The sequence below is a fragment of the Ruegeria sp. CJ3 genome (assembly GCF_056536725.1).
The window spans coordinates 81,345-93,200 of record NZ_JBQFQE010000011.1 but is presented as its reverse complement, the minus strand read 5'-3'; the positions used below and the strand labels follow the sequence as shown (position 1 = coordinate 93,200).

General features: G+C 57.3%; 10 protein-coding genes. 7 read left to right on the top strand and 3 right to left on the bottom strand.

The window, feature by feature from the left end; translation table 11 throughout:
- Nucleotides 1-30 precede the first annotated feature (30 nt).
- From ACR0J1_RS17110 to ACR0J1_RS17090, 5 genes are all read left to right on the top strand, one after another.
- Nucleotides 31-1,581, top strand: a complete 1,551-nt coding sequence (locus ACR0J1_RS17110) for a sugar ABC transporter ATP-binding protein (protein WP_480733881.1) — start codon at nt 31-33, stop codon at nt 1,579-1,581.
- A 28-nt stretch (nt 1,582-1,609) separates the two neighbouring features.
- Nucleotides 1,610-2,896: an ABC transporter permease gene (locus tag ACR0J1_RS17105; protein WP_480733883.1), complete on the top strand. Its 1,287-nt coding sequence runs from the start codon at nt 1,610-1,612 to the stop codon at nt 2,894-2,896.
- Between the two features lie 84 nt (nt 2,897-2,980).
- Nucleotides 2,981-3,937, top strand: a complete 957-nt coding sequence (locus ACR0J1_RS17100; protein ID WP_480522180.1) for a substrate-binding domain-containing protein — start codon at nt 2,981-2,983, stop codon at nt 3,935-3,937.
- A gap of 112 nt (nt 3,938-4,049) precedes the next feature.
- On the top strand, nt 4,050-4,862 hold the full coding sequence (locus ACR0J1_RS17095) for an IclR family transcriptional regulator (RefSeq protein WP_480733884.1): 813 nt from the start codon (nt 4,050-4,052) through the stop codon (nt 4,860-4,862).
- 48 nt (nt 4,863-4,910) lie between these two features.
- A complete protein-coding gene (locus tag ACR0J1_RS17090) occupies nt 4,911-5,339 on the top strand; it encodes an RbsD/FucU family protein (RefSeq protein WP_480733885.1) in 429 nt (142 codons plus the stop codon).
- 96 nt (nt 5,340-5,435) lie between these two features.
- Here ACR0J1_RS17090 and ACR0J1_RS17085 read toward each other — a convergent pair whose 3' ends face one another.
- Genes ACR0J1_RS17085 through ACR0J1_RS17075 form a run of 3 tightly spaced genes read right to left on the bottom strand, consistent with a single transcriptional unit; the run spans nt 5,436 to nt 7,471 of the window.
- Nucleotides 5,436-5,570 carry a DUF6525 family protein gene (locus ACR0J1_RS17085; protein WP_480734557.1) on the bottom strand — a complete coding sequence of 45 codons (135 nt, stop codon included), beginning with the start codon at nt 5,568-5,570 and terminating at the stop codon, nt 5,436-5,438.
- A 54-nt stretch (nt 5,571-5,624) separates the two neighbouring features.
- Nucleotides 5,625-6,260 (bottom strand): DUF1826 domain-containing protein, encoded by a 636-nt coding sequence (locus ACR0J1_RS17080; protein ID WP_480733887.1) that lies wholly within the window; start codon nt 6,258-6,260, stop codon nt 5,625-5,627.
- Nucleotides 6,257-7,471, bottom strand: coding sequence for a GTP-binding protein (locus tag ACR0J1_RS17075; RefSeq protein WP_480733888.1), 1,215 nt, complete (start codon nt 7,469-7,471; stop codon nt 6,257-6,259). Before ACR0J1_RS17075 ends, ACR0J1_RS17080 begins: the two co-directional genes overlap by 4 nt.
- Nucleotides 7,472-7,575: 104 nt before the next feature.
- Between ACR0J1_RS17075 and ACR0J1_RS17070 the strand changes: the two genes are divergently transcribed.
- Both ACR0J1_RS17070 and ACR0J1_RS17065 read left to right on the top strand, forming a co-directional pair.
- Entirely contained in the window at nt 7,576-7,980 is a 405-nt protein-coding gene (locus ACR0J1_RS17070; RefSeq protein WP_480733889.1) for an RrF2 family transcriptional regulator, read from the top strand.
- Nucleotides 7,981-8,475: 495 nt separating this feature from the next.
- Nucleotides 8,476-11,841: a DUF3857 domain-containing transglutaminase family protein gene (locus ACR0J1_RS17065; protein ID WP_480733890.1), complete on the top strand. Its 3,366-nt coding sequence runs from the start codon at nt 8,476-8,478 to the stop codon at nt 11,839-11,841.
- Nucleotides 11,842-11,856: the final 15 nt, after the last annotated feature.

Genomic DNA, 11,856 nt, shown 5'->3' with positions numbered 1-11,856 from the left:
TCGTTAAGAGCGGCGAAGGGAGGCGCTGTAATGACGAAAGTGCAATCGGCATTGCGCGCGCAGCGCGGAACGGAAAGCCAGATCACCCTGTCTCTGAGCGGGATCGGCATGTCATTTTCGGGCATTTCGGTGCTGCGTGACGTGGACCTAACCTTTGATGGCGGTGAAATCCATACGCTGATGGGGGAAAACGGCGCGGGCAAAAGCACGCTGGTCAAGATCATCAGCGGCGTGCAGAAGCCGACATTCGGCACCTTCCAGATCGACGGTGAAACGGTCGCATTCGACTCGCCGCGCGATGCGGAAAACCATGGCATCGTCATCATGCATCAGGAACTGAGCCTGATCCCCGAAATGACCGTGGCCGAAAATGTTCTGCTGGGGCATGAGCCGCGAAAATTCGGCACCTTTATAGATCGCAAGGCGCTGCGGCAGAGGGCACGGCAGGCTCTGTCGCGGTTTGGCTTCACGCTGGATATCGACACCCCGGTCAAGGATCTGCGTGTAGGCGAGCAACAGCTTGTCGAGATCGCCCGCGCCCTGCTGATGAATGCGCGGCTGCTGATCATGGATGAGCCGACCTCGGCTCTGTCGCAGGCCGAAGCCGACATTCTCATGGAGGTCGTGCGCGATCTGGCCCTTCAGGGCGTCGCGGTAGTCTATATCTCGCACCGGATGGATGAGGTGTTCGAAATCTCGGACCGCGTCACCGTTCTGCGCGATGGCAACCTGATCGGCACACGGCTGGCCTCCGAGACCACACCGGCAGAGCTGATCCGCATGATGGTCGGTCGGACGGTCGAGATCAACGCGGTTGACCGTCAGACCCCGGCCACCGACGAGGTCGTGCTACAGGTCGCCAACCTGTCGGCCTGGGCCGGCCATCGTAAGGTTCTGGACGATGTCTCATTTGATCTGAAACGCGGAGAGGTGCTGGGCGTTGGCGGCCTGCTGGGCGCAGGACGGACCGAGCTGCTTGAAACGCTTTTTGGCGCGCGCGGTGAATCCTATCGGGGTGACATCGCCCTTGAAGGCAAGCCCCTGCGCCCGGTGAAACCGCAGGATGGGGTCCGCAACGGGCTGGCGCTGATCACCGAGGACCGCAAGGGTAACGGGCTGATCCTGGATCGGTCAATCGCCTCGAATGTCGCGCTGCCGCTAATGCCACTGCAATCGCGTTTTGGCCGCTATTCCGAGGCCGAGCAGCGCAAGCAGGCCCTGAAGGCCATCGAAACGCTCAAGGTGGCGGCCACCGGACCCGAGCACGCCGTCGGCAATCTGAGCGGCGGCAATCAGCAAAAGGTGGTTCTGGGCAAATGGCTGGCGACCCAGCCGCGCGTTCTGCTGCTGGATGAACCCACACGCGGCATCGATATCGGTGCCAAGGACGAGATTTACGATCTGGTCGGACGGCTGGCGGATCAGGGCATCTCGGTCCTGTTTGCCAGTTCGGAACTGTCGGAATTCATGGCCGTCTGCGATCGCATGATCGTGCTGTGCGAAGGGCAACTGGCCGGAGAGCTTTCTCGCGAAGAAATGACCGTGGATTCGATCAAGGCCCTGGCGATGCAGTTCCGCTGACCGCCGCGACCCCAATATGAGAAAAGATATGACCGTTATGGAACCCAACAGCCAGACAGTGAAACAGGAACATCCCGGCACCGCGATGTTCATGCGGCTTCTGAACAAGACCAAGCTTTACTGGGGGCTGTTCGCGCTGATCCTGTTCGGTGCCCTGACCTCGCCGTTGTCGTCCAAGGGCAACAACATCTTTCTGTCGCTGGGCAACTTGACGGACATCCTGCGTCAGGTCTCGGTCACGGGGATCGTGGCGGTGGGGATGACGATGGTGATTTTCATCGCCGGGATTGATCTGTCCGTTGGTTCGGTGATGGCCTTGGGCACCGTGATCTGCGCCATGTTGCTGACGCAGGAAGGCTGGACGGCGGCCAGCTATTTCGGAGTTCCGGCCACGGGGATCGTCCTGTTCGTGACCATCGGCGCGCTGATCTATTTCGTGCAAAGCAACCTGAACCGAACCTCGGAAACGGCGGCAACCAACAGTGCGCCCTCGCGGATGCTGAGCCGCTTAGTCGCTGCCGCCATCGCCATTGGCGTCATGATTTGGCTGGCCGGTCAGGTGATGCCAAAGTTCGGGGTACTGGCGGTGTTGATCGTCGTGCCTTGCATCGGCGCTGTCATGGGTACGGTGAACGGTGCGCTGATCGTCTATGGCCGGTTGCAGCCTTTCATCGTGACGCTCGCCATGATGGTCGGCGCGCTGGGGCTGGCGCGCGTCATTGCGGGTCAGGATACCGCCGTCTACCCGGTCTATACCGGTTCGAACGCGACCGAGAGCTTTGAAGTTCTGCGCGAATTACTGTGGGGCGTCCTGCCGGTTCCGGGCCTGTTTTTCCTCGCCGTGCTGCTGCTGTTCTTCCTGATCACCCGCTTCACCACCTTCGGCAGCTATCTGATGGCCATCGGCGGTAATGAAGAGGCCGCGCGTCTGGCAGGCATCAATGTGGGCCGCAACAAGATCATCACCTATGCGCTGGCGGGTGGCCTATCCGCGCTGGCCGGTGTGCTTTATGTGGCGCAGTTCCGTCAGGGCAAGCCGGATGCGGGGCTTGGTCTGGAATTGGACGCCATCGCAGCCGTGGTCATCGGCGGCACCAGCCTGATGGGTGGGCGTGGCGCGATCATGGGGACGTTTGTGGGCGTGCTGATTTTCGGCTTTCTCAGCAACATCCTGCAACTCAACAACATCGACAGCAACACGCAGTTGATCCTCAAGGGCATTATCATCGTGGTCGCCGTCCTGCTTCAGGAAGGGCGATTTGAAGAGATCTTTGTCATGGCAAAAGAACGCCTGGGCAGAGGGAGGAGGCTCTGACCTTAAATCTTGGCGGACCAAGGTCAGAGCGCAATCAGAACGCGGGACATCGAAATAACCCGCATCATGACTAAGGAGTAAACTATGAAAAGAAGAACATTTGGCAAGGGCCTGCTCACGGCCACCGCCATGTCGATGGCTTTGACAGCCAGCGCGGCATGGGCAGCGGACAATTATGTGATCGGCTTTTCTCAGGTAACAACGGTCGAGCCGTGGCGGGTTCAGTTCAACAAGGACCTGCGTGCCGAGGCCGACCTGCACGACAATGTCGAACTGCTGATCTCGGACGCCAATGACCGCACCGACAAGCAGGTCGCGGATGTCGAGAACTTCATCCGTCAGGAAGTTGATGCCATCCTGATTTCACCCAAGGAATCCGCCGGCCTGACCGGTGTGGTTGAGCAAGCCACCGATGCGGGCATTCCGGTCTTTGTTCTGGACCGCAACGTGGACACCGACAAGTTCGTACAGTGGGTCGGCGGTGACAACGTGCTGATCGGCGAGGCCGCCGGTGAATACGCGCTGGAACTGCTGGGCGGCAAAGGCAACGCCAAAGGCAATATCGTCGAAATCTATGGCGGGCTTGGCGTGCAGGCGACCTTTGATCGGTCGGACCCATTCCACGCTGCCTTTGAAGGCGAAGAAGGCGTGACCTTCCTGTTGGACAAGCAGTCGGGCGACTGGAAGCAGGATCAGGCCTATGACATCATGTCGACCGCCCTGCGCAACTATGAAGACATCACCATGGTCTATGGCCACAACGACCCGATGGCCTATGGCGCCTATCTGGCGGCCAAAGATGCGGGCCGCGCCGATGACATTATCTTTATCGGTGTCGATGGTTTGCCGGGCGAAGGTGTGACTTGGGTTGCCAATGGCGAACTGGCCGCGACCTTCCTCTATCCCACGCCCGGTGCCGAAGGGCTGCGTCAGGCGCTGAAGCACCTCAAAGGGGAAGAGGTCGAGAAATCGGTTGTTCTGGGCACCGAGGCGATCACACCAGAGAATGCAGGTGAGATCCTCAAGAAAAACGGGTTGTAATGCTTCTCCCCGCCGGCATTCCTCCTTCTCCCGCAGAAGCGCCGGCAGAGCAGACAGGGGCTTGCGCCCCTGCTGCTTTCTCTTAAGACAATGGTCAGCAAAGGTTCAGTGAATGTCCGAAACCAAGACCAAGCTACAGAAATACTCGGCCCCTGCACTTGAGAAGGGTCTGGATATTCTGGAGTTTTTGTCCCTTTCGGATGTCACGCCCAGCCTGTCGCAACTGGCCAGCGGGATCGGCCGGTCCAAGAACGAAATCTTTCGCATGATGATCGTTCTGGAGGAACGCGGCTATATCGAACGGCAGGACGGCGATCTTTATAAACTGACCGGTAAACTCGCCCTTCTGGGCGGAGAAAGAACCGATAGCAGCAAGCTGGCCGAATTGGCGGGCCCCTATATGGAGCGCCTCGCAGAAGAAACAGAGCTGTCCAACCACCTCTGGGTACCCAGCGACACAGGTGATCTGATCGTCATCAACAGCGTGTCATCGTCGCAAAACTATGGCGTGACCGTGCAGGTGGGATACCGAACACCGGTCTTTGCAACATCCGTCGGGGCCTGTTTTCTGTCCGAACTGGATGCCGAAGCGGATCGGATCAAACTGCTGGGGACGATCGCCCCCAAGCAGAGCCAGAGCGACCTTCAGGCATTCTCGGACCACGCCACGGAATGTGCGCAACAAGGCTATATCTCGCTCGGCAGCCCGGAAAGTCAGGCGATCAATGAGGTATCGGCCCCCATTCGCCACGTTCCCGGAAAGATGGTGATCGCTGCGCTGACCATCCCACATCTGGCGAATGTCCTGATCGACAATCGACGCGAGCTTGTGATCAACGCTTTGCGCACCACGGCCCTGCAATTGCAAGAGAGCATTGCGACACATATGCCCCTACCTCGCACGCCGTGGTATCAATCGATCTGAATTCACGACCCCAAACCCATTTCAAACGCTGAGCGCCGGAGGCCAACTATGTTGCTCAATATCGATCCGATCCTGTCGCCTGAACTGCTCTACACCTTGCGCGCGATGGGGCACGGGGATGACATCGCCATCGTCGATGCAAACTTCCCCGGCGAGAGTTCGGGGCCGCCCTGCATTCGCGCCGACGGTTCGACCGCCAGCGAGATGCTCAGGGCAATCCTGTCCGTCATGCCGCTGGACAGCTTTGTCCCCGACCCGGCCCTGACCATGCAGGTGGTCGGAGATTCTGAGACCGTGCCAGAGGCCGTCGCCGATTTTCAGACCATCATCAAGACCTGCGCAAACCATCCGGTACAGTTGCAGGGGCTCGAGCGATTTGCCTTCTATGACCGCACCAGCACTGCCAGCGCCGTTGTCCAAACCGGAGAACGGCGGCTCTATGGCAATATCATTCTGAAGAAAGGTGTGATTGGCTGACGCTGCACCGAGCGAAGAGACTGCGGGCCAAACAGATCCTGACGTCAAACTCAAGAAGGTCTGCTGCAGGCATCGCTGTCCGTTCCCTGCCTCGTGTCAATACGCATTGAAATCAAAGCGTGCCCAACCCCCGGTCCCGGGCAAACGCCGCGCAGAAGCGAGAGGCCAGGATAAGTCCGCCTCCGATAACTGCAGTCTCAGAGGTGGGGGCAGACCATCATGGGTCGACATTGGGGTCATCTGACCAACGTTTGCGGTACAAGCTGCTTTGTCCATGATTGCGGGTCATACTTCGTTTTCCGGATCGGTCACGGGGTCGAGTACGAGGACCAGCCGCGTCTCGCCTGTCCCTTCGATTGGGGGCGAACGATGCAGCAGACCGGACGGTGGTTCCACGGGCCAAAGCGTTCCGCGCAAAAGAATGGGTGAGCCGGTTTGAACCGTGAACACGCGTTTCGGGTCGCCACCGTCGGTCGATATCCCGTATTGGGTGCCAGTGCCTCGATAGGTGCACACAAGCCGTGCAGTGATCGCGTCGATGTGAAACCTGCGACAGGCGTTGGTGGTCACAACATCCAACCGCAGCCGCAAGAACTTGGCCGACATCAAGTCCGAGAACACATCGGCCAGCCTGACGACGTCGTCCTGAAGCCAATCCCGTTCTGTTCCGGCGGGAACATTGGCCATATCGCACAGGTGCTGCACCGTCTCGCCGACAGCTTGAGGTCGGTGTATGACCCGACCCCGCGGCAGGGCGTTGGCGTCAACGCGATCCAACCAGAATTGCACCTCTGGCGGCGTTTGCCGGCGCCAGATCGCAGCGGCACAGCCGGGTTGCAGGAAGGTGCTCAAGGCCGCTGGATCATCTGCGATACCGACGCCGATGGCAGCACCCTGGACGGTCTTCCTGACAAAATTCATGCCGCATCCTCCACACGACGCCACCCCGGAAACGGATCGGGCAGATCAAGTGGCAAGGCGTCCGGTCCGCCAGCCAAGACAGCAGGAACAAGGCAGGAATCCAGTTTTGCCTGCAGCGCGGGCCAGTCAATGCCAGCGCCGATAAAGACCAACTCCTGCCGCCTGTCGCCCCAAGGCTCTGCCCAATGCTGTTTGATGTAGTCGGATGCCGCGACTTGCTCTGGCCACCGATCCAGAGGCATGTTCGCCCACCAGGTCCCGATGGGTTTGACGCTCGAGAGCGATCCCGCGAGCGAAAACTCGGCAACCCACTCGGGCCGTGTAGCGATCCAGAAATGCCCTTTAGCTCGGATGACGCCGGGCATGTCACTGTTCAAGACGGCAAGAATTTTCTCGGGAATAAACGGGGCCTTGGCGCGATACACATATGATGCAACGCCATATTCTTCGGTTTCAGGCACATGGTCGGCAAAACCATACAGCTCCTTTGCCCACATCGGGTGTTCGTGAGCCTGCTCGAAATCAAACAGACCTGTGTCGAGGATCTTCTTTGCCGCAACGCGCGACTGGTTAGTTTCGATGATCTCTGCATCCGCGTTGAGGCTTCTGATGATCTTGCGGGCCGCGTCGACCTTGTAGGGGCCTGCGTCATCGACCTTGTTCAGGATCACGACATCGGCAAACTCTATCTGGTCCGTTAGCAGATGCACAAGGGTACGTTCATCTTCCTCGCCCATCGTTTCGCCGCGATCGCTCAGGAAATCGTGGCTGGCGTAGTCGTTCAGAAGGTTCACGGCATCAACCACCGTGACCATCGTATCGAGCCGAGCCACATCTGACAGGCTCGCCCCGAACTCATCCCGGAACTCGAAAGTCGCAGCGACCGGCAGTGGCTCGGATATCCCGGTGGATTCAATTAGAAGATAGTCAAAGCGCCCCTCGGCCGCCAGGCGGCGCACTTCGTCCAGCAGGTCATCGCGCAAGGTACAGCAGATGCAGCCGTTTGACATCTCTACCAGCGTCTCGTCCGTTCGACTAAGCTCAGTATCCGCCCGGACAAGATCCGCATCGATGTTCACCTCGGACATATCGTTGACGATAACCGCGACTCGTCTCCCGTCCCGGTTATTGAGAACCCGATTGAGAAGAGTTGTTTTTCCCGCGCCCAGAAAGCCGGAAAGCACCGTGACGGGAAGGCGTTCATCTGACATAAACCGCTCCAAAGCTGATGTGATATTTCTCGCAACTTACGCAGTTACTAGACTAATGCAACTGTCAAAGTTACGTGTATGATCCAATTGGAGAAAAACCGCACATGAAACGCAATTCGCGCCTGTCGCTTGCCCTGCACACTCTCACCCATATGGCTGGGGAGCCGGACCGCGTACGGACGTCGTCCGACATCGCAGATCATGCGGGCACCAATCCTGTCGTGGTCCGCCGCGTGCTAGGAAGGCTGCGAGAGGCGGGTCTTCTGACCTCAGAGAAGGGCCACGCAGGGGGCTGGCGTTTGGCACGTTTGCCGCAGGATATCTCCCTTGCCGATGTCTATCTCGCACTTAACGAGCGTTTGGTTGCGTCTGACGATATCAGCGAAGCCCCTGCCTGTTCAGTCGAGCATGCGTTGCAAAAACGCGTATCCGGTGTCCTTGAGGAAATCGAACAGAGCCTCGTCGAGAAACTTGGCGAAACATCGATCTCCGAAGTGCGGGGCGCTTGATCTTTCGACAGTGGGCGCATTGCTGTCGTTCAGACATCGTTCAGACATCGTTCAGACATCGTTCAGCGTCGGTCAAAATGGGCTGCTTCCAGACCTAGGAGGTAGCCCAGTATGTTGTGCTCCGATCAATGTCGGGTTGTTACTTTAAACGGACACGGCGGCTCGGAGAATCCGTCAAGGAAACACCAAAAGATGTGCACTGGAAACGGCTTACGCGAAGGCGTCTATTGCAGCCCCAGTACTGTTTGCACGAGCACCGTGACTTTCGTTTTGACGCGGCAGTTGACGCCAAAGCTGTCTTTGAAATTTACGCGGCAGCGCAAGATTTGATCGGTCCTTTGCGGTGAGGAAGATCAATCTCATGAAATGAGATAAGCCTCTATTGCCAGCGGCTTACACGAAGCGCCATCCGTATCTTCTGCGACACTAAGACCATATTTTCGCCACGAAGGTTCAATCTACTGGCGAGCATTCAATTGGTTGGGAAATACTGTTGTGAATGCGATTCATTCGGAGCTGGTGCCGGCACCAGGCAATTCGTCCATATTGACCCTCGACACCGAACTGACGCGCGAAGTTCGTGCTGAGCGATGCCGGCTGGACGCTCGCAGGGCATTCAAGCTGTATCTTATGCTGGCCATTTCCATGACTTGCTTGGCCGTAACGTTTCTGGCGGAGACTTTCGGAGCTTTTGTCGCTGTTTGGCATGCTGGCCTCGACTGGGGTCTCGTCGGTGCAGAACCCTGGGCGATGATACTCCTCAGTCTTTTCGTTTTCTTTTTGGCAAGGTCAAACGCCATGAACGCCGGTTTCATGTGGGCTATATGGAAGGGTCGCGCCCCAGTTATCCTGGATGATTTTGGCATTTCAAATTTTGATACCCGCTACACGGTCGATCAAGATAGCGTCGAGGCCATAGAAGTGCATCAAGCGGAGGCGTGGCATTTTACGCATATTTCCAAGCCTGCAGCCGTGGGGCGATTTGTAATCTGGAAACGAGCAAACCGAAGGCTGTTTTTCGTTCCCATGCCAACATCCGAAGACGCGAAACGCCTTGTGAAGAGGCTGAACGCAAAAAGGCAAGCCCCGAGCTCGAGCGGGTTCGATCCCAAAAACGCGCCCGCAACTGCTCAGTACCAAGAGATCTCGGCCAATGAGGCGTTTCGAGTGTTGAGCAAACTGTCTGCAAAACTGGGTACGCCCTGCCCGGATTGGCTGGGCTCAATGTTTAGCTATTTGGGCTTCGTATGGCTTGCAGGTCTTTCGGCCTTTCTGCTGTTTGCGTTATTGACCGGAGGAGTGCTGGACGCAGGCTTTCCCTTGTTCAACCAGATTGGTATGGCCTTGCTTTTCGTAGCGATGACCGTGTCGGCGGCAGATGCATGGCCTTTTCTGCCAAAACTGCGCCATCTTCACTACTTCCGGCATGGACTGTTGCGCGGCTTCGATTGGGGACCGACGGCCGTGAGTTGCGACAAGGCGGCCATTGAAATCTGGCGCGAAGGCAAACGATTGCGCCTTGATTGGTCTGCGGTGCGTGCTGTTCACAACGAAAATGACCTGACCATTATCGAGACGAGAGATGATCAGTTGCATGTTGTTCCGGAGATACCCTCTGCAGCAAATCTTCTTTCCGCCTACAGAGTCTCTCAGGGGCTGGGTCCGTGGGCAGACACCAAACGCACGGCCGAGCCGAAAGTTGAGAAAAAAAAGTGGTGGCAATCCACATTCGCCAACATTGCAATTTGGGTCATCGTCTTTCTTGTCATATTGGGCTTACTAAATTTGATCGGTGCCAAACCTGCGTCAGCGGAACTGTTACGCGATAAAAACCTACCTGAGTGGTATGAGGAAGTTTCTCAGAAAGACCGAGAAACGGCTTTGCAGGCTGACACATCCATAAACCTCCCCATTCACGACGAAAAGATCAGGGTCGAAGACACCGGATACCAGAGGGTCAGGCAGAGCTTTTTTGCCGTGCATGATCGCTCCTCGTTGGAACTCTATGGCGAAGTGCAGTTGATGGTGGACCCCAATTTCGAACGTGCCACTCTTCACCGCCTGCAGATCCACCGGGACGGCAGAATAGTGGACCAACTCGATCTGCCGTTTGAAGAACTCAGGCGTGAGCCCGAGCTTAACTCGGGCGTGATGCTGGGCGACATCGAGTATTTTGGCCAGATCGCCGATCTTCGAGTCGGCGATACCGTCGAGATGATCTGGTCGACGACAGCCACCACACCCGTTTTCCCGGACCAGTTTCACTATCGTTCAGACGGGCTCAGAGATTGGGGGTGGGAGCGGAGACGCACGTCCATAGACTTGCCCGCTGCAACGCGTTTTGGACTGAACCACACGGATGAGTTCGATGTGCAGCGTGACGAGGGTGCCGACAGGACGATCTTACGGTGGGAACTGGGAAAGGCTGAAGAAGACGACCGAAACACGCGCGCCGCGGATGATTGGGACGTCTCGAACGATGGGCTGCAACTCTCAACCTTTCAGAATTGGTCTCAGATCGTCCAGGGGTTGACCGGTGACTATCGGGCCAGACCCGACTTGCTGCCCGATGATCTGGTCAAGCTGCTCGATGACATGCAGGCGCAGTCCGAAGACCGGCAATGGCGCGCAACGCAAGCTTTGCGTCTGGTGCAGGATCGGGTCCGGTATTTCAGTGTCTCGATTGGCGAAGGCGGCTGGATACCCCGATCCCCAGACGAAGTCTGGTCAAGCGCCTATGGCGACTGCAAGGACAAGGCGCTTCTTCTGATTTCCATGCTGGCACATCTGCAGATCGAGGCCGATGTCGTCCTCGTTGATCACGACATGGGGCCTGCATTGCCGCGCATGTTGCCTTCTCCGTTTGTCTTCGATCATGCCATTGTACGTGTCCGCGATCCGCAAGGTGACTGGTTTGTTGACGCAACCGATCTGTTGCAAGGCGGTGTAGGTCGTGAGATTCCGCTGAGAGATTTCGCCTGGGGGCTGCCTTTGGCAGAGGACAGCACCGAGCTTGTTGAAATTGTAAGGCATTTTTCAGACGAACCGACCCGAGAGACTGTGCAGGAATTTGTATTCCTGGATGACAGCCCGAATGCAGCAGTGCTTAGCGTCACAGACACATGGCGGGGCGTGGAAGCGGACAACATGCGCTGGCGTTATGACGGCGAGGATATGGACGACCGGCGCAAGCAATATGAAAAGTGGTACGCCAAACGGTTTCCCGGCGCCACGCACGCGGATGAGATGATCATCGAGGATGATCTCGACGCCAACGTGTTCAGGCTGGTCCAGCACTACACGTTGCCTCGCGAGGGGTTTGAGGAAAAAGACCTTTGGAACAAGCTGAACCACTATGGCTACGCCATTTCGGGCGAACTTCATGAGCTTGATGATGACGAAGTGCTTGAAGGGCATTCCCGCGTAAACACCCCGATGCATAACGTCCACAGGATCGTTATGCGCAATGTTCCGGCCCCTTTGAAAAAGCCCAACGCGCTTGGGTTCGAAAATGACTTCATCAAATTCACGACCGGTGGCGAGTGGAATGAGGCCGAGGCAACCTGGACATATCAATGGGACCTCAAAACGAAGGAAACAACACTCAAGCCGGGTGACGAAGACGCCTGGAGAGAGGGTGAAGACTATGTCGACGATAATGATGCTTATTACGTCTACCTGCATCGTCGGCTGTTCGAAGTCGTGGAAAATAAGCCGATCTACATGGGGTTGAATGCGACGCAGCTAATGGTCTTTCCGGTGTTCCTGCTGATCGCAGTACTTATGGTCTTGTTCTTCCGGCAGGGAATACGTGCGGAGGTGCGTGCGGCAACAGCCAAACAGGAAGAGAGGGCTGAATAAGTACATATCAACGGT